This window comes from Alkaliphilus peptidifermentans DSM 18978, from assembly GCF_900101495.1.
Lineage (GTDB): Bacteria > Bacillota > Clostridia > Peptostreptococcales > Natronincolaceae > Alkaliphilus_C > Alkaliphilus_C peptidifermentans.
On the sequence record NZ_FMUS01000031.1, the window covers coordinates 1 to 23,911 of the forward strand.

General features: G+C 35.9%; 20 protein-coding genes, 1 other RNA gene and 1 pseudogene. 20 read left to right on the forward strand and 2 right to left on the reverse strand.

The genetic code is table 11. The features are described 5' to 3' along the window. The 19 genes and pseudogenes from BLP68_RS18040 to ssrA all read left to right on the forward strand — a co-directional run. Positions 1–365 (forward strand): annotated as a pseudogene (locus BLP68_RS18040) (glycine/sarcosine/betaine reductase complex component C subunit alpha); the annotation flags it as partial. A 474-nt stretch (positions 366–839) separates the two neighbouring features. Then, entirely contained in the window at positions 840–1,901 is a 1,062-nt protein-coding gene (locus tag BLP68_RS18045; RefSeq protein WP_091546649.1) for a BMP family lipoprotein, read from the forward strand. Between the two features lie 186 nt (positions 1,902–2,087). After that, the gene (locus BLP68_RS18050; RefSeq protein ID WP_091546652.1) at positions 2,088–3,626 is read left to right on the forward strand and encodes an ABC transporter ATP-binding protein; all 1,539 of its coding nucleotides are present in this window, start codon (positions 2,088–2,090) and stop codon (positions 3,624–3,626) included. After that, complete coding sequence (locus tag BLP68_RS18055) at positions 3,616–4,761, forward strand: ABC transporter permease (protein ID WP_091546654.1); 1,146 nt, start codon at positions 3,616–3,618, stop codon at positions 4,759–4,761. Before BLP68_RS18050 ends, BLP68_RS18055 begins: the two co-directional genes overlap by 11 nt. Then, positions 4,751–5,689 (forward strand): ABC transporter permease, encoded by a 939-nt coding sequence (locus BLP68_RS18060; RefSeq protein ID WP_091546656.1) that lies wholly within the window; start codon positions 4,751–4,753, stop codon positions 5,687–5,689. Before BLP68_RS18055 ends, BLP68_RS18060 begins: the two co-directional genes overlap by 11 nt. Positions 5,690–5,858: 169 nt before the next feature. After that, entirely contained in the window at positions 5,859–7,235 is a 1,377-nt protein-coding gene (gene rpoN / locus BLP68_RS18065; RefSeq protein WP_091546658.1) for an RNA polymerase factor sigma-54, read from the forward strand. A 266-nt stretch (positions 7,236–7,501) separates the two neighbouring features. Next, a complete protein-coding gene (locus tag BLP68_RS18070; protein WP_091546660.1) occupies positions 7,502–8,524 on the forward strand; it encodes a sugar-binding transcriptional regulator in 1,023 nt (340 codons plus the stop codon). Positions 8,525–8,560: 36 nt separating this feature from the next. Continuing rightward, positions 8,561–9,571, forward strand: a complete 1,011-nt coding sequence (gene gap, locus BLP68_RS18075) for a type I glyceraldehyde-3-phosphate dehydrogenase (RefSeq protein WP_091546663.1) — start codon at positions 8,561–8,563, stop codon at positions 9,569–9,571. A gap of 98 nt (positions 9,572–9,669) precedes the next feature. Next, on the forward strand, positions 9,670–10,869 hold the full coding sequence (locus BLP68_RS18080) for a phosphoglycerate kinase (protein WP_091546665.1): 1,200 nt from the start codon (positions 9,670–9,672) through the stop codon (positions 10,867–10,869). Between the two features lie 14 nt (positions 10,870–10,883). Next, the gene (gene tpiA, locus BLP68_RS18085) at positions 10,884–11,630 is read left to right on the forward strand and encodes a triose-phosphate isomerase (RefSeq protein WP_091546668.1); all 747 of its coding nucleotides are present in this window, start codon (positions 10,884–10,886) and stop codon (positions 11,628–11,630) included. A gap of 14 nt (positions 11,631–11,644) precedes the next feature. Beyond that, positions 11,645–13,174: a 2,3-bisphosphoglycerate-independent phosphoglycerate mutase gene (gene gpmI / locus BLP68_RS18090; protein ID WP_330389227.1), complete on the forward strand. Its 1,530-nt coding sequence runs from the start codon at positions 11,645–11,647 to the stop codon at positions 13,172–13,174. Positions 13,175–13,211: 37 nt separating this feature from the next. Then, a complete protein-coding gene (eno, locus tag BLP68_RS18095) occupies positions 13,212–14,504 on the forward strand; it encodes a phosphopyruvate hydratase (RefSeq protein ID WP_091546672.1) in 1,293 nt (430 codons plus the stop codon). 269 nt (positions 14,505–14,773) lie between these two features. Further along, positions 14,774–15,016, forward strand: a complete 243-nt coding sequence (secG, locus tag BLP68_RS18100; RefSeq protein WP_091546674.1) for a preprotein translocase subunit SecG — start codon at positions 14,774–14,776, stop codon at positions 15,014–15,016. A 39-nt stretch (positions 15,017–15,055) separates the two neighbouring features. Continuing rightward, complete coding sequence (locus tag BLP68_RS18105) at positions 15,056–17,068, forward strand: sodium-translocating pyrophosphatase (RefSeq protein ID WP_091546676.1); 2,013 nt, start codon at positions 15,056–15,058, stop codon at positions 17,066–17,068. Positions 17,069–17,139: 71 nt separating this feature from the next. After that, the gene (locus BLP68_RS18110) at positions 17,140–17,454 is read left to right on the forward strand and encodes a DUF1294 domain-containing protein (RefSeq protein WP_242877030.1); all 315 of its coding nucleotides are present in this window, start codon (positions 17,140–17,142) and stop codon (positions 17,452–17,454) included. A gap of 146 nt (positions 17,455–17,600) precedes the next feature. Further along, positions 17,601–19,727: a ribonuclease R gene (rnr, locus tag BLP68_RS18115; protein WP_091546679.1), complete on the forward strand. Its 2,127-nt coding sequence runs from the start codon at positions 17,601–17,603 to the stop codon at positions 19,725–19,727. Between the two features lie 481 nt (positions 19,728–20,208). Then, entirely contained in the window at positions 20,209–20,898 is a 690-nt protein-coding gene (locus BLP68_RS18120; protein WP_091546681.1) for a TrkA C-terminal domain-containing protein, read from the forward strand. 81 nt (positions 20,899–20,979) lie between these two features. After that, positions 20,980–21,447 (forward strand): SsrA-binding protein SmpB, encoded by a 468-nt coding sequence (gene smpB / locus BLP68_RS18125; protein ID WP_091546684.1) that lies wholly within the window; start codon positions 20,980–20,982, stop codon positions 21,445–21,447. A 154-nt stretch (positions 21,448–21,601) separates the two neighbouring features. After that, positions 21,602–21,932, forward strand: a transfer-messenger RNA (tmRNA) gene (gene ssrA, locus BLP68_RS18130). Positions 21,933–22,265: 333 nt separating this feature from the next. On the opposite strand, the gene BLP68_RS18135 is transcribed toward ssrA, so the two are convergent. Both BLP68_RS18135 and BLP68_RS18140 read right to left on the reverse strand, forming a co-directional pair. Further along, positions 22,266–22,481 carry a transposase gene (locus tag BLP68_RS18135; RefSeq protein WP_091546686.1) on the reverse strand — a complete coding sequence of 72 codons (216 nt, stop codon included), beginning with the start codon at positions 22,479–22,481 and terminating at the stop codon, positions 22,266–22,268. Between the two features lie 281 nt (positions 22,482–22,762). Continuing rightward, positions 22,763–23,014 (reverse strand): transposase, encoded by a 252-nt coding sequence (locus BLP68_RS18140; protein WP_176759102.1) that lies wholly within the window; start codon positions 23,012–23,014, stop codon positions 22,763–22,765. A gap of 262 nt (positions 23,015–23,276) precedes the next feature. Here BLP68_RS18140 and BLP68_RS21870 point away from each other — a divergent pair. Continuing rightward, positions 23,277–23,911: hypothetical protein (locus tag BLP68_RS21870; RefSeq protein WP_176759103.1), on the forward strand; the 635-nt coding region annotated here is incomplete at its 3' end.

Here is a 23,911-nt window from a genome sequence, read left to right on the forward strand (position 1 = left end):
TCCAATACGCAGCTGAGCTTGTAAGAGGAAATGTTAAGGAAGTGGCAAAGGCTGAGTTCGCGGCAGCGAAAAAAGCGAAGCTTGATGACATCCTTAAGGGTCTTACTAAGGATGCTAAGAAGGCGGCCTCTGATGATGAGGGTGAAGTTACTGCACCACCACAGGAAGTGGTAACTGGCTCTATTTCTGGTATTGATATTATGGATCTTGAGGATGCTGTTAAGGCTCTTTGGAAAAAGGGGATCTATGCTGAAAGTGGTATGGGCTGTACTGGGCCTGTTGTTATGGTCAGTGAAGAAAAGCTTTCAACAGCTATAAAAGTGTTGGCTGAGGCTGGCTTTGTTGCTGGTGAAGCAAGCTGCTAGAAAGGCAATGAGTAATGAGAAAAACCAAATCCATAATTAGCAGTAAAAAGATAAAATGTTCAATGTTCAATGTTGAATGTTGAATGCTTAATGATAAAGAAAGATCAGAAGACATATGCCTACAGGTTTCTATCCTGTAGGTATGTTATTTAGTTTTGTAGTGGCTGACTATGTCGGCCTTTTTTATTTTACTACAAAATACTATAATAAAAGGCATTATTAGATAAAAATTCTTAGATTTATTAAAGGCTTTTTACTTAAACTCTTAATAATCGACATTACTGATTATACACGAGGCTTTTATTCTTATAGATTCTACCCAAAAGCCAACAGGTTTGTTTAGAAAAAGATACTAAATTATTTACAAAAATAAAATATTGGACTTTTATTGCAGGAAATTATAAAGAATTCTAGAATATATTGGGGTACCTATTAAATGGGGGGAAAATTATAAAATATGAGGAGGAAATTTAAATGTTAAAAAGAGTATTATTGCTTCTTTTAAGCCTAATGCTTATTACTACTTTACTAGTGGGATGCGGCGGCGGAACAACAGAACCAGAGACACCAGAGGAAACACCAGAAGCAACACAACCAGAGGCAGAAGAAACTGCTGCTATTAAAATGGCAATGGTAACAGATGTTGGTGGAGTAAATGACCAGTCCTTTAACCAATCAGCTTGGGAAGGTCATCAAAAAGCAAGGAATGAATTAGGTGTAGAAGTAAACTATGTTGAATCTAATCAAGATGCTGATTACCTACCAAACCTAGAGCAACTTTATGATGCTGGTTATGATTTAATATGGGGTATCGGCTTCATGATGGGTGATGTAATTCTTGAAGCAGCAGAGCAAAACCCAGATCAAAAATATGCAATTATTGATAATGCATATGGAGATACACCATCTAACCTAGTAGGCGTATTATTTAAAGCAGAAGAAGCTTCTTTCCTAGTTGGATACATTGCAGGTAAAATGACCGAAACAGGCAAAGTTGGATTCGTAGGTGGAATGGACTTCCCAGTTATCCATGGTTTCCATTATGGATTTATGGCAGGGGTTAAGCATGCTAACCCTGATGTAGAAGTTTTAGTACAATATGCTGGAGACTTTAATGATGCAGCTATTGGTAAAGCTATTGCTATTCAAATGTATCAAAGTGGAGCTGATATAGTTTTCCATGCAGCTGGTGGAACAGGCGACGGTGTTATCGAAGCAGCTAGAGAGCAAGGCAAGTACGCTATTGGTGTTGATAGAGATCAAAACGACCTAGCTCCTGACAACGTAATCACATCTGCAATGAAGCGTGTTGACAACGCTATCTTTAATATCGCTGAAGAATTAAAAGCTGGAAATTTCCCAGGTGGTGGAACAGTTGTATACGGGTTAGAAGACGGCGGAGTTGGTATTGCTCCTACTTCTGATAAGCATGTTCCTGCTGATATATTAGAAGAAACAAGAGCAATTGAACAACAAATTATTAGAGGCGAAATCTTCGTTCCAGATAACGAAGCAGATTACAACGCAAATTATTAATAAAAAACATTTGACTAGTTTAAATTACTTAATGAATATTAAATTACAGCTCAGGTGTTCTGCCTGAGCTGAAATTTCTTTCCGGAATTGATAATTTAAGAATAAATATTGGTGAAAAAGTTAAAATAGCATCTAAGCTTTTTTAATTGTAATCAGCACACGAAAGAAACGGAGGGAATTCGATTGATGAATATCGATTTCAGCAGTAAGGTCGTTGAAATGAAAAATATAACTAAAAAATTTGGCGATTTTGTAGCAAATGATAATATTAACCTTACTGTACACAAAGGTGAGGTTCATGCCTTACTGGGTGAGAATGGTGCCGGAAAGTCAACCTTGATGAATATTTTATATGGATTATATCAACCTACTGCAGGAGAAATATTTATTAATGGCAATAAAGTAGATATAACAGACCCCAATGTTGCTATAAAAAAGGGAATTGGTATGGTACATCAGCATTTTATGTTGGTTGAACCCTTTACTGTTGCAGAAAACATTATTTTGGGTATGGAGCCGACTCAAGGTATAGGAGCATTGGATATGAAAAAGGCAGTACAGGATGTAGAAGAAATATCTAAAATGTACGGTCTTCATGTAAATCCAAATGATAAAATATATGATATTACTGTAGGTATGCAGCAGAGGGTAGAAATACTAAAAGCACTATATAGAGGGGCTGAAATTCTAATATTAGATGAGCCTACAGCTGTTTTAACTCCACAGGAAATCAAGGAACTAATTCAAATAATGAGAAATCTTACCCAGCAAGGAAAGACAATTATACTAATTACCCATAAACTAAAGGAAATTAAAGAAGCAGCAGACTTCTGTACTATAATAAGAAGAGGTAAGCACATTGATACTGTAGAGGTACAAAATACTTCAACAGCTGATTTGGCCTCTATGATGGTTGGTAGAGAGGTTAGCTTCAAGGTGGAAAAGGAAGAAAAGGAGCATGGTGAATTAGTATTAAGTATAGAAGATCTGGTTGTAAAGGATAATCGAAATATTGATGCTGTAAAGGGATTGTCTTTAGATGTTTATGCCGGTGAAATATTAGGGATAGCTGGTGTTGACGGGAATGGACAGAGTGAGTTTATTGAAGCATTGACGGGACTTAGAAGGGTTGAGTCTGGTAAGATTAAAATTCATGGTAAAGATATAACCAATAATACTCCTAAAGAAATAATTGAAGAACGAATTGCTTCAATACCTGAAGATAGACAAAAAAGAGGATTGGTTTTAGACTATACTATTGCAGAAAACATGATTTTAGAAAACTATAACAAACCTCCTTTTGCTAAAAAGGGAATATTAAACCAACAAGCCATAAAAGATTTTGCTCGGAAATTAATCGAAAAATTTGATGTTAGACCAGACAATCAATTAATTAAGGCAAGATCATTATCAGGTGGAAATCAACAAAAGGTAATTATTGCAAGAGAGGTAACAAATGACCCTGAAATATTAATAGCAGCTCAGCCTACAAGAGGATTAGACGTTGGAGCCATTGAATTTGTTCATAAATCCCTGGTTGAACAAAGAGATAAGAATAAAGCAGTGGTTTTAGTATCTTTAGAGCTTGATGAAGTAATGAATGTTTCAGATAGAATAGCAGTTATATACGAAGGTAAGATTGTCGGCATTGTTAATGCAAAGGAGGCCGATGAGAATACACTTGGCCTTATGATGGCAGGAGGGGGAACAGAAAATGAAGGATAAGGGATTAAAAGAAAAAATACTTCATTTTATCCTTAATGGCAATTTTGGTTTTACTTTAGTATCAATTATTCTTGGACTAGCTGTTGGAGCAATAATATTACAAATTACAGGCTTTAATGCATTTGAAGCCTATAAAATTATGATTCAGGGAGTATTTAGTAGACCAAACTATATAGCCTGGACAATTGTTCGTTCAACCCCTATTATTATCACCGGTTTATCAGTAGCATTTGCCTTTAAAACAGGATTATTTAATATAGGTGCTGAAGGTCAATTTATTATTGGTGCAATAACAGCTGCAGCAGTTGGATATTTTGTTAAGCTTCCAGCAGTACTACATATACCCTTAGTAATACTTGCGGCTATTACTGCAGCGGGCTTTTGGGGTGCTATAGCAGGGTATTTAAAGGCTAAATTTGGAGTTCATGAAGTAATTTCAACGATTATGTTAAACTGGATTGCTTTATATTTAAATAATTATATTGTACGTATTGAAGGCTTTAGAAGGCCTTTAAATGAAAGATCATATGCTATTCAGCAAAGTGCTAGTATTGTTGTTTTGGAAGAATGGAAGCGTTCAGAGGCCGGTAGAGCATGGTTGCTTAATCATGAATTTTGGAGAGATGTATTTAGAACTCCTCTAAACCTTGGAATTGTCTTTGCAATTGTGTTAGCAATTATTGTATGGTTTATACTTAATAAAACAACCCTAGGTTATGAGCTGAAGGCTGTAGGATACAATAAGCATGCTGCTGAATATGGGGGAATAAATGTCTCGAAAAGTATGCTGGTATCTATGTCTATAGCAGGTGCTTTGGCAGGTTTAGCAGGAGCATTGCATGTAATGGGAGATTCAAAAAGTATTGCAAGTTTAGCCGCAATGGAGGGCTATGGATTTGATGGTATTGCGGTTGCGTTGATTGGTGGAAATACACCTTTAGGAGTCCTTTTAGGAGGTCTATTGTTTGGGGGCCTAAAGTATGGTGGTAGTAAAATACAACCAACCCTAGGTGCACCATCGGAGGTAATTAGCATTGTTATCGGTACTATTGTATTTTTCATTGCTATGCCGAAGCTAATTAAAATGGTCATGAAACTGACTACAAAGAATCGAGGTGCTAAAAATGTGGAGTAGCTTGGGCTTTATAATTGGAACAACACTGATGTACTCTACACCATTAATTTATACTGCTTTGGGTGGAGTAATTTCTGAAAACTCTGGTGTTGTAAATATTGGACTTGAAGGAATGATGACAATTGGTGCTTTTGTTGGTGCAGCGGTTGGTTTTTATACAGGAAATCCTTGGATAGCATTTTTAGCTGCAGGACTAGCATCTGGTTTTTTAGCATTGTTTCATGCAATTGCTGCAGTTAGCTTCGGTGCAGACCAAGTAGTTTCTGGTATAGCCATCAATTTCTTAGGACCTGGTATAGCACTATTTGTAAGTCGATTATTCTTTGAAGGAGCAACAAATACAAAGCCAATACCATTGGAGAACAAAATGCCAAGACCATTAAATGGCTTGTTCCCACAAAACTCTTTTTTCGACATGATATTAAATCAATATGCTACGGTATTTATGGCTTTTGCATTGGTTGCAATTGTTTGGTACCTTCTTTATAAAACAAAGCTTGGCTTAAGAATTAGAGCTGTTGGTGAGCACCCTAGAGCTGCAGATACACTGGGTGTAAGCGTGTATAAAATAAGATATCTTTGTGTTGTTCTTTCTGGTGTTTTTGCAGGATTCGGCGGGGCATCATTGAGCTTAGCTGTTGTTTCTAACTTCAGACCAACATTAATATCAGGACACGGCTTTATCGCATTAGCAGCAATGATTTTTGGTAAATGGAAACCACAGGGAGCAATGTGGGCATGTCTATTATTTGGGGTATCAAACGGATTGGTAGTTTATCTTGGACGACCAGGTGCACCGTTCCAAATTTCTCAACAATTGCTTTCAATGATACCATATGTTTTAACCCTGATAATTCTTACAGGCTTTGTAGGAAGAGCATCAGCACCAGCAGCCAGTGGTACACCATATGAAAAAGATGAAAGATAAAAATAACATTCAAAATTTTAGATAAAATAAGGTGGAATAAATTTTCCACCTTATTTTATTTTTGGATGCAAATCCCATGCCACATTTTATATTGCTTTAAAAATACTTTAATATAAAAAGAAATAATGGTATAATGGTACTAATCTAACTCAACGGAAAGGGTGATAACATGAGAATGGGTTTTAGCTTACAGTTAGAACAATCTCAGAAGCTAATAATGACTCCCCAGTTGCAGCAAGCAATTAAAATCTTGCAGCTAACATCTTTAGAGCTTGACCAATTCATTCAATCACAATTGGAAACAAACCCTTTTCTTGATATTAACGAAGAACCACAGCCTGAAAATGAGAAAATAGACCAGCATCCTAAGAAGGAGGTTGACTGGAAAGAGTATACTGATGACTATGATAAAAGCTACGAGTATTCAGGTCAGCGTTATAATGCTGAGAATGATTTTAACTTTGAAAATATTGTTTCTGAAAAGGCCTCTCTTCAGGATTATCTATTAAATCAACTCCATTTTACATTTCTTAATAAAAAGCATAGAGCAATAGGTGAATACTTGATAAATAGCTTAGATGAGAATGGATATTTAACGCTATCTCTTAACGAAGTAGCAGAAGTATTTAATGATAAAATTGATATAGTAGAGAATATATTGAAAATAATTCAAACCTTCGAACCACCGGGAATTGCAGCAAGAGATTTGAAGGAATGTCTGCTTATACAATTAAATTATTTGGGTGTCACATGTAAAAATGCATATAAAGTTATAGAACATCACCTTGAGGACATTGCTGCAAATAAATATCCTTTAGTTGCAAAGAAGTTGAACATTTCTGTTGAAGACGTACAGTCTATTTGTGATTTTATAAGGACACTTGAACCTAAGCCTGGAAGAAACTTTTCAAGTGATAATAATAACTATATTGTCCCCGATGCTGTTGTAAAAAAAATAAACGATGAGTATTATATTGTAATAAATGATTACAATTCTCCTAGACTGATAATTCGTGATGATTATAGAAAAATGCTGGCTAATCATGAAAACAATGAGACAGTTAAATTCATAAATGATAAATTAAATGCTGCTACATGGCTTATTAGGAGTATAGAACAACGTAGACAAACTATCTACAAAGTAATTGAAGTTATAGTTGATAGACAAAAATCATTCTTTGATCATGGGAAAAAGCATTTAAAGCCTATGACATTGAAGGAGGTTGCTGATATAATAGAAGTTCATGAATCTACTGTCAGCAGAGCAACAACAGGAAAATATATAGAGACTCCTGTTGGAACCTTTGAATTAAAGTACTTCTTTTCCAGTGGGATAGAGGGTTCTGACGGTGAAGGAGTTTCATCAGAAAGCATAAAAAGCTTTATTCGTGATATTATCGACAAGGAAAACACAAAAAAACCTTTGAGTGATAATAAAATTGCAGATATTCTTACAGAACAAGGAATGCCAATTTCCAGAAGAACAGTAGCAAAATATCGTGACGATCTTATGATACCAGCTTCTTCAAAAAGGAAAAGATATTAAAATAGCATAACTACTATCAAATGAGCCAGAATTATCCTATGGCTCATTTGAATCTTCTCTGGTTTGATGGACTTTATCATTTTTAGCATTTTGAGGGTTGAAAAAAATCCACATTTAAAATTAAGAAAATTTCACCAAAAAAGATTGATTCTTTATTTTTAGTAGTATATAATTATTCTAAAGAGGAAATATTTTTTTTGCTGGTATAGGGACAAAAAATGTATAACAGGGACTAAAAACGACCCTGACAAAAAGGAAGGTGAAGCATGAAGGATATAATAGAGATTCAAAAAATTATAGTGCCGGAAACCTTTACATTACTTGAAAAAAGATATGAAATATTAAGAAATATCTCAGCATTGCAACCTATAGGCAGAAGAGCACTTTCCAATCGATTACATATAGGAGAACGTATTGTTAGAGGAGAGGTTGAGTTTTTTAATAAGCAGGGCCTAATCCATGTAGATGCCTCTGGAATGACGGTTAGCAACGATGGTGAGACTGTCATAGAAGGACTAAAGGAGTTTATTTACGACATACGTGGTATTAAGGACTTAGAGAAGGAATTGAAGCGCAAGTTAAATATAAAAGAAGTTATTATAGTCCCAGGAAATTTAGATATAGAGGATTATGTGTTTAATGATATTTCAAAGGCCACCTCTAAGCTTATAAACCAATTAGTAAATGAGAATGATATTATTGGTGTCACAGGTGGAAATACAATGGCTGCTGTAGCAGAAGGAGTTAAGCAGCAATCAAAGGATAAAAACATTACTGTGGTTCCTGCCCGCGGAGGTTTAGGTAGAAGAGTAGAAAGTCAAGCTAATACTATTGCAGCAAAACTTGCAAATAAGCTGAAGGGCAATTATCAAATGCTTCATGTATCAGATACCCTCAGCAAAGAGATTCTTAAAAGTATTATGGAAGACCCAGAAATTAGTAAAATAACAGAATTAATTAAGCAGGTTAATCTATTGATTTTTGGAATCGGTAGGGCAGACAAAATGGCAAAAAGAAGAGAGCTTCCAGAGGATATAGTACAAAAGCTAACAGAATCAAGAGCTGTGGCAGAAGCCTTTGGATTTTATTTTAACATAGATGGAGAAATAGTATATGAAATGAAAACAATTGGTATTCAATTTAGTGATTTTATAAATATACCCAATGCTATTGGAGTTGCAGGAGGTACAGGCAAAGCAGAAGCAATATATGCAATAACTAAGCTAAAGAAGGACATGATTCTTGTAACAGATGAAGGAGCTACCCGTGAGATTTTAGAAAATTTTTAATTAAAATAAATAATATCAAATTAGGAGGGTATAAAAATGAGTGTAAAAGTAGCCATTAATGGATTTGGAAGAATTGGAAGAAATGCATTTAAAGTAGCTGTAGAGGAAGCAACAGATTGGGAGATAGTTGCAATTAATGATTTAACTGACCCTGCAACATTAGCCCACTTATTAAAGTATGATAGCTTATATGGCAAGTTTAATGGAACAATTGAAGCCAAAGAAGGAGCAATTATTGTAAATGGTAAGGAAGTAAAAATATTAGCAGAAAGAGATCCTGAAAAGCTTCCATGGGCTGAATTGGGAGTAGATGTTGTTATTGAGGCAACTGGAGTATTTAGAAGTAAAGAAAAGGCTTCAAAGCATATTACTGCAGGTGCGAAAAAAGTATTAATTACTGCCCCAGCAAAAAAAGAAGATATTACTATAGTAATGGGTGTAAATGAAAAAGATTATGATCCAGCTAATCATCATGTAATATCAAATGCATCATGTACTACCAACTGTCTTGCACCATTTGCTAAGGTGTTAGATGAGAAGTTTGGTATTAAAAAGGGCTTGATGACAACTATTCATGCATATACAAATGACCAAAGAATTCTAGATTTACCTCATGAGGACTTAAGACGTGCTAGAGCAGCAGCACAATCAATCATTCCAACAACTACTGGTGCTGCAGAAGCAGTTGCTTTAGTATTACCACAACTAAAAGGTAAGCTTAGTGGTATGGCAATGAGAGTGCCTACACCTACGGTATCTGTAGTGGATCTTGTGGTAGAATTTGAAAAGAACACTTCTGTTGAAGAAATAAATGCAGCACTAAAAGGTGCAGCAGAAGGTGACCTGAAGGGTATTTTATATTTCTCAGAAGAGCCACTTGTTTCAGCTGATTATAGACAAGATCCTAACTCTTCAATTGTTGATGGATTATCTACATCAGTAATAGGAGACAACCTTGCAAAGATTGTAGCCTGGTATGATAATGAATGGGGTTATTCTGTAAGAGTTGTTGATTTAGTTTCTTATATTGTAGCAAAAGGGTTATAATAATATAGGTCCGGTTTTATAGTATTACTATGGGACTGGACTTTTTCTTAAATATTTTAATTGATAAATTAGTGGTTATATAAAGAAGGAGGGATATTATGTCTATCTTAGATAAAAAATCTGTTAAAGACTTAAATGTTAAGGGTAAGAAAATACTTGTCCGTTGTGATTTTAATGTGCCAATGGATAAGGAAGGCAACATAACCGATGATAGAAGAATACGAGAAGCGATACCTACTATTACATATTTACTTGAAAATGGTGCTGCAGTCATTTTGATGTCCCATTTAGGTAGACCAAAGGGAGAAGCCAATCCTAAATATTCATTGGCAGCAGTGGCAGCAAGAATTTCTGAAATCCTTTCAATGGAGATTAAGTTCTCAGATGATCCGCAGGTAGTTGGTGAAAAGACAAAAGAGCTAGCAACAAAGTTAAAGCATGGAGAAGTGATGCTTTTACAAAATGTTCGATATCGAAAAGAAGAAGAGAAAAATGGTGAGGAATTTTCTAAGGAATTGTCAGGATTGGGTGACTTATTTGTAAATGATGCCTTTGGAACCGCCCACAGAGCCCACAGCTCAACTGCTGGTATATCAGCATTCCTACCTTCGGCGATGGGATTCCTAATAGAAAAGGAATTAGTATTTATGGGTAAGGCTTTAGAAAATCCAGAAAGACCCTTTGTTGCAATCCTTGGAGGTGCAAAGGTCTCTGATAAAATTGGTGTAATCGAAAACTTATTAAACAAAGTAGATGCTCTATTAATTGGTGGTGGAATGGCTTATACCTTTTTAAAGGCTCAAGGCTATGAAATCGGGAAATCTCTACTTGAAGAGGACAAAATGGAATTAGCTTTAAAGCTTGTTAAACAAGCTGAAGAAAAGGGAGTTAAACTATTATTACCTGTAGATTCAGTTGTTGCTAATGAGTTTGCTGCAGATGCAGAATACAAAGTTGCTGAAAACAATGAAATGCCTGCCGACTGGCTAGGTGTTGATATAGGGCCTAAAACCGTTGCGCTATATGCTAACGAAATAAAAAGCGCAAAAACAATTGTTTGGAACGGTCCTATGGGGGTGTTTGAAATGCCAGCCTTCGCTGTGGGTACTAAGGAAGTTGCAAAAGCACTTTCAAACTGTGAAGGTACTACAATCATAGGTGGAGGAGATAGCGCGGCTGCTGTTGAACAGCTTGGGTATGCAGAGAAAATGAGTCATATTTCAACTGGGGGAGGCGCATCATTAGAATTTTTAGAAGGAAAAATTCTACCAGGTATTGATGTACTGGAGAAAAAATAAAGGAGTGAAACTAAATGCGTAGACCAATTATAGCTGGAAATTGGAAGATGCACAAAACCATAAAAGAAGCATTAGAAATGGTTAATGACTTAAAGGAAGAGGCTAACAAAACAGATGTAGAAGTTGTTGTATGCGTACCATTTACATGTCTATCTGAGGTGAAAAAGGCTTTAGATGGATCAAAATTAAAACTGGGAGCACAAAATCTTTTTTGGGAAGATAAAGGAGCATACACAGGAGAAGTTTCTGCAGAAATGTTAAAGGAAATAGGTGTAGAATACGTAATAATAGGACATTCAGAAAGAAGACAATATTTCCATGAAACAGATGAAACAGTAAATAAAAAGGTGAAAAAGGCTTTGAAAAAAGGCTTAAAGCCAATTTTATGTGTAGGCGAAACTCTTGATGAAAGAGAAGCAGATAAAACCTTCCAAATTGTTAAGAGTCAAACCCTGCTGGCCTTAGAGGGTGTTTCAGCTGAAGATGTAAGAAAGCTAGTAATTGCCTATGAGCCTGTTTGGGCTATTGGTACAGGTAAGACAGCATCCTCACAGGATGCCAATACAGTAATTGCATATATAAGAGAAGTAATAGGTGAAATATATAATGATACCATTTCTGAAGAAATAAGAATCCAGTATGGTGGAAGCGTTAAGGCTGCCAATGCTACTGAAATTATGGGAGAAGCTGATATTGATGGTGCTCTTGTTGGTGGTGCCAGTCTTGAAGCTGATCAGTTCTTAGGTATTGTTAATTTCTAGAAAGGAAGATTATAATGAAAAAGCCCGTTGCATTAATTATTCTAGACGGCTTTGGAATTAGGGAGGGTAAATTGGGCAATGCAATTATGGCTGCAGATTTACCTATCTATAATAAGCTGTTAAATCAATATCCCCATACAGAGATTCAAGCAAGTGGTATGGCAGTTGGACTTCCAGAGGGGCAAATGGGAAATTCTGAAGTTGGCCATTTAAATATTGGAGCAGGAAGAATTGTATACCAAGAGCTGACAAGAATTTCAAGAGAAATCGAAATTGGCGAATTCTTTAAAAATTCTATGCTGCTTAATGCAATTAGAAAAGCTAAAGAAGGCAATAAAAAGCTTCATTTAATGGGTTTGGTTTCAGATGGTGGAGTTCATAGCCATACAAATCACCTATATGGACTACTGAAGCTGGCAAAGACTGAAGGATTAGATAAGGTAATTATACATTGCTTTTTAGATGGTAGAGATACTCCACCACAAAGCGCTTTAGGATTCATTAGTGAGCTAGAAAACCAGATTAAGGAGATTGGTGTAGGTACCATCGCCACCGTAAGTGGTAGATACTATGCTATGGATAGAGACCTTAGATGGGAGCGAGTTAAGCAGGCTTACGATGCTATGGTCCTTGGATTAGGTCGCAAAGCCAGTACACCTTTAGATGCTATAGATATGTCCTATAAGCTTGGGGAAAATGATGAGTTTGTTATTCCTACTGTAATTGATAACCTAGAGGATGGAAGGATAGAGGAAAATGATTCGGTCATATTTTTAAATTTTAGACCCGATCGAGGAAGGGAAATGACTCGAGCATTGACAGAAGCTAATTTTGATGGGTTTGTTCGAGAAAAAGGCTATTTTCCACTAAACTTTGTTACAATGACCCAATACGATAAAACCTTTACTAATGTAAATGTAGCATATCCACCTCAGAGTCTTGAAAATACTTTGGGTGAATACCTAAGCAGTAAGGGGCTTAACCAATTAAGAATTGCAGAAACTGAAAAGTATGCCCATGTAACATATTTCTTTAATGGTGGAATAGAGCAGGCTTATATAAATGAAGAAAGAAAAATGATTCCATCACCAAAGGTGGCAACCTATGACCTACAGCCTGAAATGAGCGCTAAGGAAGTTACCGATACATTGCTGGAGGAATTAGATAAAAACAAATATGACTTTATAGTATTGAACTATGCTAATCCAGACATGGTTGGACATACGGGAATAGTAGATGCAGTGGTAAAAGCATTAGAAACAGTTGATGCTTGCTTAGGAAAGGTTATCGATAAGATTGTTGAAAAGGGGGGTACAGCTATTGTTACCTCAGATCATGGAAATGCTGAGCTATTAATAGATGAAGTAACTGGCGCACCTGTTACAGCCCATACAACAAATCCAGTACCACTTGTTTTGATAGGCAATGATAATGCAAAGCTTGCTAAAGATGGAAAGCTTTGTGACATAGCACCTACGTTATTGGAGCTATTAGGGCTTGAGACTCCTATTGAAATGACAGGAACAAGCTTAATAATAAAGTAGTTAAAAATGATAGAAGAATGAGAGGAGAGAAAAAACAATGACAGTTATAAGTGAAGTTTATGCTAGAGAGGTACTAGATTCAAGAGGAAACCCTACAGTAGAGGTTGAAGTTTATTTAGAGGACGGCACAGTTGGAAGAGCTATAGTTCCTTCAGGTGCATCAACTGGAGCCTTTGAAGCAGTAGAACTAAGAGATGGAGACAAAGGTAGATACTTAGGTAAAGGTGTTATAACTGCAGTTCGAAATGTAAATGAAATAATTGCTCCTGAGATAGTAGGCTTTGATGCTACAGATCAAGTTGGAATTGATGAAGTACTAATAGAGCTAGATGCAACACATAATAAAGCTAAGCTAGGTGCAAATGCAATTTTGGGAGTTTCCATGGCTGTTGCTAAAGCTGCAGCTGAAGCATTGGAAATGCCATTGTTCCAATATCTTGGTGGAGTTAATGCAAAGCAGCTACCAGTACCAATGCTAAACATCCTAAATGGTGGAGCCCATGCTGATAATAACGTAGATATTCAAGAATTTATGATAATGCCTGTTGGAGCAGAAAGCTATAAAGAAGGACTAAGAATGTGCGTAGAAATCTACCATACTTTAAAAGTTGTACTTAAGGAAAAAGGGCTAAGTACAAGTGTAGGAGATGAAGGTGGTTTTGCACCTAATTTAGCATCAAACGAAGAAGCTCTACAGGTAATTATGACAGCTATTGAAAGGGCAGGCTACAAGCCTTCTGAAGATATTAAACTGGCCCTTGATGTGGCAGCTACAGAGATTTATGATGAAGAAAAGAAGATTTATAACCTTGCTGGAGAAGGTGTAACTAAAACAGCTAAAGAAATGGTTGATTTCTATGAAAATTTAGTAAATAAGTACCCAATCGTTTCTATTGAAGATGGACTTAGTGAAGATGATTGGGAAGGCTGGAAGCTAATGACTGACAGACTTGGAAAGAGAATTCAAATTGTTGGTGATGACTTATTTGTAACCAATACAGAAAGATTACAAAAAGGAATCAAGTCAGATACAGCTAACTCTATCCTTATTAAGCTTAACCAAATTGGCACAATCACTGAAACCTTAGATACTATTGAAATGGCAAAAAGAGCTGGATACACAACTGTTATTTCACATCGTTCAGGTGAGACAGAAGACTCTACAATTGCAGATGTAGCTGTAGCTGTAAATGCAGGACAAATCAAAACAGGAGCACCTGCAAGAACAGATCGTGTTGCTAAATACAATCAGCTACTGAGAATTGAAGATATGTTAGGTGAGACAGCTCAATATAAAGGGAATGGTGTATTCTATAACATCAACAAGTAATAGCACAATTTGGCAAATTTGAATAGAATAAAAAAATAAAGCAATAATAAGGGTAGTGATACCCTTATTATTATTTTTCAATTATTTTAAAATTTTTGTTCAGCTTTATCAGTATTTGAGACAGCCAATATAACAATATTGATTGGATATGTTTGGTACTTTACTATAATTTGATCTATTAATTTATTGATAACAGTATTATTTGGTTGATTTTATAATATAGCTGTGTTAAAATATGTATGTTAATCACACGTATAGGAGGTGTAGAAATGGGTGTACTTGTAATTTTCTTAAAGGTAGTTCAAGTAGTTACTTCAATTATATTAATTGGTAGTATACTAATGCAGTCTGGAAAGAATGCTGGCCTTTCAGGTTCAATTGCTGGCGGTGCTGAGCAAATGTGGGGAACTAAAGGAAGAGGCTATGAAGGAATGCTAAGTAAAGTTACTAGCATTGGTGCTGCTTTATTTATCATTAACGCCATTGCATTAGTTGCAATACAACGATTATAGAATAACAAAAACTGAATAACATAAGGAGGAAAATTCACAATGAATTTAATTGTATTAGCACCTATTGTAGGTGTGATTGCACTTATTTTTGCCTATATACTAACTAATAAAATCAATAATGTAGATGCTGGTAATGAAAGAATGAAGGAAATTGCTTCATATATTCAAGAAGGATCAATGGCATTTTTAACAAGAGAATACAAATATCTTGCAATATTTGTTGTAATTCTTACTATAGTATTGGCTATAGGCATTAATCCATTAACAGCCCTATGCTTTGTTGTTGGAGCATGTTTTTCTGCTTTAGCTGGTTTCTTCGGAATGAGGGTGGCAACAAAGGCAAATGTAAGAACTGCCAATGCGGCTAAAGAGGGTGGAATGAATAAAGCTTTAAGTGTTGCATTTTCAGGTGGTGCTGTTATGGGAATGTCAGTTGTAGGCTTAGGTCTTTTAGGCGTTGGTGGTCTATTCATCTTTTTAACTGGAATTAGACCAGATGCTGAGGCTGCTGAAATTATTACTGGATTTGCATTAGGAGCATCCTCTATTGCGTTATTTGGACGTGTAGGTGGAGGTATTTATACAAAGGCTGCAGATGTTGGAGCAGACTTAGTTGGTAAAGTAGAGGCAGGAATACCAGAAGATGATCCAAGAAACCCTGCGGTTATTGCTGACAATGTAGGCGATAACGTAGGTGATGTTGCTGGTATGGGTGCTGACTTATTTGAGTCCTATGTAGGATCAATTATTGCAGCTATTGCTCTAGGTTTACTTACTTATGGAAGTAATGGAGCATTATTTCCATTATTGTTAGCAGCAACTGGTATTATAGCATCTATTATTGGAACCTTCTTCGTTAAGGGAGATGAAAATTCAGACCCATCTAAGGCATTACATATGGGTACCTATGTAAGTGGAGCTATTACAGTAATTGTAGCATTTTTTCTTAGTAGATCATTACTAGGTAACATATCTGGATTTTTAGCCATTATTACAGGTTTAGTTGTAGGATTGTTGGTTGCTAACATTACAGAGAGATATACCTCTGGTGAGTATAAGCATGTAAAGAAGATTGCAGCACAATCTGAAACAGGTCCTGCTACAACAATTATTAGTGGACTTGCGGTAGGTATGGCTTCCACTGCACTTCCAATCTTAGTTATAGCAGTAGGAATCTTAATAGCATTTGGTGTTGCTGGGTTATACGGAATAGCTTTAGCTGCTGTTGGTATGTTGGCAACAGCTGGAATGACAATAGCAGTAGATGCCTATGGGCCAATTGCCGATAATGCTGGTGGTATTGCTGAAATGTGTGATTTACCTAAGGAAGTTCGTAAGATTACAGATAAATTAGATGCTGTAGGTAACACTACTGCAGCAATAGGTAAAGGTTTTGCTATAGGTTCTGCAGCATTAACTGCTTTAGCGTTATTTGCAACCTATACAGCAGCAGTTCAATTAACTGTTATAGATATTACCACACCAACAGTTATTGCAGGTATGTTAATCGGAGGTATGCTACCTTTCTTCTTCTCAGCACTAACAATGGAGGCAGTTGGTAAGGCGGCATTCCAAATGATCGAAGAAGTTAGAAGACAATTTAAAGAAATACCTGGTATTATGGAAGGAACAGGAAAGCCTGAATATGCAAAATGTGTTGATATCAGTACAGCAGCTGCATTAAAGGAAATGGTTGTTCCAGGTTTATTAGCTGTTGTAGTACCACTTATCACTGGATTATTGTTAGGCCCTGAAGCAGTTGGTGGATTATTGGCAGGAGCTTTAGTAGCAGGAGTTTTAATGGCTATAATGATGGCTAACGCTGGTGGGGCATGGGATAATGCTAAAAAGTATATAGAAGAAGGTCATCATGGTGGAAAAGGAAGCGAGCCACATAAGGCTGCAGTTGTAGGTGACACTGTAGGTGATCCATTCAAGGATACATCTGGACCTTCAATAAATATTTTAATAAAATTAATGACTATAGTTTCACTTGTATTTGCACCGCTATTCCTTAGATATGGTGGACTTTTAGTAAAATTCTTTGAATAACATGATTAAAAAAGCCCTTAATCCTTGGATTGAGGGCTTTTTAAAATAGTAGTAAAATGGGGGATTGTATTATGAATATTTTTAGAGTAATAATGGATTCACTCGGGTACATAGTAACCTTCTATTTTTTTATTGTTTGTATCATTAATATTGGGGCATTTATATTAATGGCAATTGATAAGAGAAATGCAAAGAAAGAAGGACAGAGAATCCCAGAAATTGTTTTATTAACAATAGCATTAATCGGTGGTGGAGTTGGAGTTTTACTTGGAATGGTATTTTTTCATCATAAAATAAGCAAAAGAAAATTTTACATAGGCATACCATTGTTATATATACTTAACGTAATTACATCTTTATGGGTACTTTATTTTTTCAATAAGTAAGTCTTTATTTTGCTAATATTCTTTAAGCTCTAGACTATTAAATATCATTTTTTTATTTCCCGGTAAATATGTGGTATTAATACATAATAAAAAAGAGTTAAATTACAAATAATTATATAATAATATAAATATGAGGAGGGTTTTAATTGTCAACTAAGGAACAAATTGTGGAATTTATGCGTGAATTAGCCTATAACCCTATGCTTGAAGAGGAGCTTGCTGATAATTTTAAGCTAAGCAAGAAGGAAAGAAAAAGCTTTGCCAGTCTTTTAGATGAGATGGAGGCAGAGGGTTTAATCATTAAGACCCGCAAGAAAAGATTTGGAGTGCCTGAAAGAATGGGCCTTGTGGTGGGAAGGCTTCAAGCCAATGCAAAGGGCTTTGGATTTATAATACCTGATCAAGCAGATATAAAGGATGTTTTTATACCTGCAAATAGTATGAATGGAGCAATGCATAATGATCGTGTTATTGCACGAATCAATTCTATAAATTCCAACACAAAAAAGTCAGAGGGAGAAATTATAAGAATACTAGAGCATGCAAATTTAGAGATTGTTGGAACCTATGAAGATAGCAGAAACTTTGGATTTGTAGTACCTGATGATCCAAGAATTAATGTAGACATATATATACCTAAAAAGGAAAGTAAAAAGGTAAATAGTGGTTATAAGGTAGTTTGTCAAATTACAAGGTGGCCAGAGGCTCGTAGAAATCCAGAGGGTGTTATTGCTGAAGTTTTAGGTCATAGTGAGGATAGCGAGACAAATATATTAGCAATTATGAAAAAGCATAAACTGGAGCCAGAATTCCCAGAAGAGGTTGAAAAGGAAGTAGCAGCCATACCTGATGAAATACCCCAAGAGGAGATTGAAAGAAGGGCAGATCTTAGAAATATAAAAATGGTGACCATCGATGGAGCAGATGCAAAGGACTTAGATGATGCAATTTCAATCGAAAAACTAGAAAATGGAAATTACAGATTAGGAGTACATATAGCTGATGTTACCCATTATGTACGAGAAAATACTGTGCTAGATAAAGAGGCTTTAAGAAGAGGTACTAGTGTCTACCTTGTAGATCGGGTTATACCTATGCTACCTAAAAAACTTTCCAATGGTGTTTGTAGCTTAAACCCAAATATAAACAGATTGACCCTTACAGTTTTTATGGAGATTGATAAAAAGGGGAAGGTTCATAAGCATGAGGTGACTGAAAGTGTTATTAACATAAACGAAAGAATGATATATGAAGATGTATCTGATATATTAGAAAATGATAATTCAGAGCTGAAGGAAAGATATAGTCATCTGATTGATGACTTCAAAATGATGGAGGACCTAAGCAAGATTCTTCGTAAGAGAAGAGAAGAACGAGGAGCCATTGATTTTGACTTCCCAGAGGCTAAAGTGATTCTTGATGATACAGGAAAACCTATAGAGGTTAAGAAGTATGACAGAAGAATCGCCAATAGAATGATTGAAGAATTTATGCTGGTTTGTAATGAAACAGTAGCAGAATATTTCCAATGGCTTAATGTTCCATTTGTATATAGAGTACATGAAGACCCAAGTGTTGAAAGACTTGAAGAGTTTAATAAGTTTATTCATAACTTTGGTTATCATCTAAAGGGGCTAACAACTGAAGTTCATCCAAAGGTTCTTCAAGAACTGCTAAAGAAAATAGAGGGTAAAAAGGAAGAAGTAGTTATAAATACATTAATGCTTCGATCTTTGAAGAAGGCTCGATACACCTCAGAAAATTTAGGACACTTTGGTTTAGCTGCAGAGTATTATTGCCATTTCACATCACCAATAAGAAGATATCCTGATTTAGCGATTCATAGAATTATAAAGGCAGTTTTGCAAAAAGGGACTGCAGACAAATGGCTTGAAAAAATGAATGGCTTTGTTGGATACATTGGAGAACAATCGTCTATATGTGAAAGAAAAGCCGATGAAGCAGAAAGAGATACTGTGGATTTAAAGAAGTGTGAGTACATGGCAGAGAGAATTAACGAGGAATACGAAGGTGTTATCTCTGGTATAATCTCATTTGGTGTATTTGTAGAGCTGGACAACACAATAGAGGGTATGGTTAGGGTCAGCTCCTTGGTAGATGATTACTACATTTTCAACAGTGAACATCATACATTAACGGGAGAGAGAACTAAAAGAGTATTTAAAATAGGTGATATTGTTAAAATTAAAGTATCTAAAGTAAATGTAATGCAAAGGGAGATCGATTTTACCCTTGTTGAAAATAAAAGTTAGAAATAGCAATGAGCAATTAGTAATGAGTATACAAAATTCAATGGAAGACTATCTATTCATAATTAAATGGGTGGAGGACTCTATCCATCTAATAAGACAATTGTAGGGGTGGACCCTGTCCACCCAATTACTTTGTAAATAGAAGGGGTTATTCACGTAGCTACTGAAAAAGTCCCGGATTGTGTCATTCTGAATGTAACGAAGTGGAATGAAGAATCTTGAAAGTCTTTTAAATACTTAGATTCTTCGTTGCCCTCAGAAGGACAATCTGACCTGTTTCTCAAAATTTTGGACTTTTTCAGTGGCTTCGTTATTAGCTCCTTCTTTTTTATTAAAAGTTTATTCTAAATTACCATTTTATACTATCATTTTAAATCAATTAAATGCTTTTGTTCTTCATAACTCTAAAAGGGTATATAAATAATATGAAGAATAATAGATTATAAGATGAAAAGACCATTGCCTTAAGGGGGGAGTTTATATGCCTATTACTTATGGGATACTAGTTTTAGTAATACTGGCAATACTCGTTGAAATCTTATCAGTCGCACTAAAGGTAACAGGATTAGATTTAGAAAAAGCTAGATTTCAGGTGGTATCCATGATAACCCACACCGGCTTTACCACCAGAGAGTCAGAGCTTATTACACAGCATCCCACAAGAAGGAAAATTGCTCTTGTATTAATGCTTGTAAGCTATGTTACCACTGCTACTTTAATAAGTGTAATTGTTAATGCCTTTAGAAATTATAGATCCTTCTTAAATTTTACACTGTTCATAGCCTTCGCTCTTTTTATAGTTTTATTCTTGATTAGAAACAAAAGAGTTCTATACCGTTTAGAAGGAATTATTGAAAAACAGTTATCTAAGCAAATGAAAATAAATAGTAAGTATAAAACTGTAGAAGAAGTGTTAAAACTAAATGATGAGTACGGTGTTGCAGAGTTTGTAATTGAGGAAGGAAATGAGCTTATAGGTGTTACGCTAGAAAAATCAAACCTAAAACGAAATTTCATTCAAGTGTTAAATATTGACAGAGGATCTCATATAATACACTTTCCTAAAAACAATACTCTCTTCCGACATGGTGACAAGGTAATAGTTTATGGTCAAATAGAAAAAATAAGTGAGTTTATTTTGAATCAAAGGCAAAATATGAAGGATGAATAGATTCTTGACATCAATAGAGTAATGTGATAGTATAGCAAGAGTCACTCATTTACTAATTGAGAAAAAGAGGGTGGGGGAGCAATGACAAGCAATGGTACTAAATCAATTGCTACCAATAAAAAGGCTAGACATGATTTTTTTATTGAGGAAGCCTACGAAGCTGGCATAGAGCTTAGGGGTACAGAGGTAAAATCTATCAGACTTGGTAAAATCAACATACGAGACGGTCATGCTCGAGTTGAAAATGGTGAGGTATTCCTGTATAATATTCATATAAGCCCATATGAACAAGGGAATATTTTTAATGTTGATCCACTTAGACCAAGAAAGCTTTTACTGCATAAAAGTGAAATAAGAAAACTGATTGGATATATACAACAGAAAGGGTATACTTTAATACCATTAAACGTATACTTGAAGAATGGTTTGATAAAGGTTGAGCTTGGAGTAGCAATAGGTAAAAAGCTATATGACAAGCGTCAAGATATTGCAAAGCGCGATTCCCAAAGACGTATTCAAAAAGAGCTGAGGGAAAGACAGAAGGCGTAGATGAAAAGGTTAAATGATGAATGATGAATGGTGAATTATGGATGAAATTTGCGTTCGAATTTCTGATTATATGAGAGATTATTATTAAGGCCTTCATTAAACATTCAACATTAAACATTCAACATTATGATTAATAGTATATCCTCGGGGGCGTACTGGTTTCGACGGGGGTTTAGAGTCTTTAGTAGCGAGCCATGTTTAGCTTGGTGGCATGTAAAAAACTGAGCAATAAATATAAACGCAGATAATAATTACGCTTTAGCGGCTTAGTTCCGCTCGTCTCTACCTAGCCTCCTGCCGTTAGGATTAGGGGCGTCAAAATATGCAGGGAACGTCTTAAGGGGTGCCTTGACCTTAAGGATGTATAATCGGGGCTGGCTGAACCTAAAACCTGTTGTTGGGTGTTAGGGAAGGCGAGAAACTAAAACAGCAACTGCGCTCGGAGAAGCTGAAGGTGAAGGGCCTTCGGACAGGGGTTCGATTCAAAAGAGTCGCCTTGTAGAGTAATCTACAAGTGAAAATCTGGCTTACATCGGTGAAACCGTAACGTAAAGACGACGGCAATACCGAGGGGTAAAGGGAGAAATCCTGAAGCCCTGTATCGACTCATAGGCTTCTAAGTCCATTAGGATAAGAAGTACTAGGATGGAAGTAATGATTGGGGACATTCCCCTTACCTTACTACTTTCATAACACGCCAGAGGGCTTTATATAAAGTCCAAGATATAGTCAGCGCCATTGGAAACAATGGAATAAGTGTCCCCTCGCCTCCACCAATTAAAAAACCCTTGATTTACAGAAATGTAAATCAAGGGTTTTTATAATGACATAAATTTTACAAGTTCTTCAGGAGAAGGATTATCTTTTTCCTTAAAAGAGCCTGCTGTTTGACTTCTTTTAATCCAAGTATTAAAGGCAGTTGGAGTTAAATCATATTCTTTCATTATTTCATGCTTGGATTTACCGCTTTCATAAAGCTTTACCATTTGAGCTTTAAATTCATCAGTATAGGTCCTTCTATCTCTTTTAGTCATATAAACAGATCTCCTTTTATTTTATTAGTTAAAGTTTACATGACCTTGTTTTTATTGTCTAGTTAATTGTAGCAGATTCAATTTTCTTAAAATAATTACTAAGCATCATTATAACAAATTAAACACAAAAAGTGGTAAAATTTACTTGACAAACTACAATAGATGTATATACAATGTACTATATAGTAAAATATGGAAAAATAGTAAATAATGTGAAAAAATACGAAAATTTACATAAACGCTATTGAATTTTTGTACCATCTTGGAATCGTGGTCACTCTTTACATTGAGCCTCTGGAACCATGTTTATCATCTAGCTCTTTTTTAAGTCTTATATTTTCGTCTTCCAATTTAGCTAATTTTTCAGATGTGGCATCCTCAGGCTCAGTACTTGCTTTTATCCATCTTCTAAGTGCAGGTTCTGATACTCCTATGTCTCTTGCAACATCACTAATTGGTCTGCCTTTTTCTACTACCATTTTAACAGCACGACCTTTAAATTCATCATCATACCTATTGTTATTGCTTGACATATTCAACATCCTTTCTGTGATTTAATTATACAATCACGATTCTGTGTCCGTCAAACTTGGTATGAGGCACTTGGACTTCTTCATCGAACAGCAGCATTCTGACGTTTGCCGGTACGCAAGCTGTGACTACTGGTATTACTTATCGGCTTAGAAGCGATGTTGATGTAACGCGTGACGGAACGACGAGCGTGAAGGTAGGGGCAGATGACAATATGGACATGACATCCGACAAAAACAGGCGAATGTTAAACGATGCAAAAAAATGAATGTTATTTCCAAATTGCATCAAAAGAAATCCAAAAAATATTGTGTTTCCCGAAAGAGGGAAGAAAGCGAGGTTAAAATGTTGAAATTCAAAAGAGGTAGGCGGTTAATTTCGGTTTTGTTAACCGTGATGATGTTCCTTATTGTCATTCCCGCTGTTGCCGGTGACACATCTGTTTTGGCAGATACAATTCACACCGAATACATGGCAACACAGGAACAAACAAATGGCGAAAGAGAACCTTATTTGGGCGAATTTGATATTCCTGTATTAGTTGATTTAGAATCATTGGATTTTAGTGAATCGATAATCAGCGAAGCGATGGATCTACCGTTGGACTCGGAGGGATTGGAGGGGTGCATTGTAGCGCTGCAGGTAGTTAATAATCCTGCTTTGGTTTCCGAATTTCCGCTTCTTAGCGACAATCATTTTGACCTCGCTCTAAGTCATGAGTCGATTAGGTCATCCTCTGAGGCGGAAGTCTATTCTACGACTGGCACTGTTACTATCCAATACAGAGGTAACGGACATACCAGCGGGACTGTACCGGCTAATCAAACCCTCACTACTCCGGGGTCGATTGAACTTAGACCGCAGGGAAATTTAGCGAGAACAGGTCATGTATTTGTAGG

Bases quoted from the DNA above. Each gene is read 5' to 3' on its own strand.
- BLP68_RS18045 (WP_091546649.1), top strand. From the start codon at position 840: ATGTTAAAAAGAGTATTATTGCTTCTTTTAAGCCTAATGCTTATTACT.
- BLP68_RS18050 (WP_091546652.1), top strand. From the start codon at position 2,088: ATGAATATCGATTTCAGCAGTAAGGTCGTTGAAATGAAAAATATAACT.
- BLP68_RS18055 (WP_091546654.1), top strand. From the start codon at position 3,616: ATGAAGGATAAGGGATTAAAAGAAAAAATACTTCATTTTATCCTTAAT.
- BLP68_RS18060 (WP_091546656.1), top strand. From the start codon at position 4,751: ATGTGGAGTAGCTTGGGCTTTATAATTGGAACAACACTGATGTACTCT.
- rpoN (WP_091546658.1), top strand. From the start codon at position 5,859: ATGAGAATGGGTTTTAGCTTACAGTTAGAACAATCTCAGAAGCTAATA.
- BLP68_RS18070 (WP_091546660.1), top strand. From the start codon at position 7,502: ATGAAGGATATAATAGAGATTCAAAAAATTATAGTGCCGGAAACCTTT.
- gap (WP_091546663.1), top strand. From the start codon at position 8,561: ATGAGTGTAAAAGTAGCCATTAATGGATTTGGAAGAATTGGAAGAAAT.
- BLP68_RS18080 (WP_091546665.1), top strand. From the start codon at position 9,670: ATGTCTATCTTAGATAAAAAATCTGTTAAAGACTTAAATGTTAAGGGT.
- tpiA (WP_091546668.1), top strand. From the start codon at position 10,884: ATGCGTAGACCAATTATAGCTGGAAATTGGAAGATGCACAAAACCATA.
- gpmI (WP_330389227.1), top strand. From the start codon at position 11,645: ATGAAAAAGCCCGTTGCATTAATTATTCTAGACGGCTTTGGAATTAGG.
- eno (WP_091546672.1), top strand. From the start codon at position 13,212: ATGACAGTTATAAGTGAAGTTTATGCTAGAGAGGTACTAGATTCAAGA.
- secG (WP_091546674.1), top strand. From the start codon at position 14,774: ATGGGTGTACTTGTAATTTTCTTAAAGGTAGTTCAAGTAGTTACTTCA.
- BLP68_RS18105 (WP_091546676.1), top strand. From the start codon at position 15,056: ATGAATTTAATTGTATTAGCACCTATTGTAGGTGTGATTGCACTTATT.
- BLP68_RS18110 (WP_242877030.1), top strand. From the start codon at position 17,140: ATGAATATTTTTAGAGTAATAATGGATTCACTCGGGTACATAGTAACC.
- BLP68_RS18120 (WP_091546681.1), top strand. From the start codon at position 20,209: ATGCCTATTACTTATGGGATACTAGTTTTAGTAATACTGGCAATACTC.
- smpB (WP_091546684.1), top strand. From the start codon at position 20,980: ATGACAAGCAATGGTACTAAATCAATTGCTACCAATAAAAAGGCTAGA.
- BLP68_RS18135 (WP_091546686.1), bottom strand. From the start codon at position 22,481: ATGACTAAAAGAGATAGAAGGACCTATACTGATGAATTTAAAGCTCAA.
- BLP68_RS18140 (WP_176759102.1), bottom strand. From the start codon at position 23,014: ATGTCAAGCAATAACAATAGGTATGATGATGAATTTAAAGGTCGTGCT.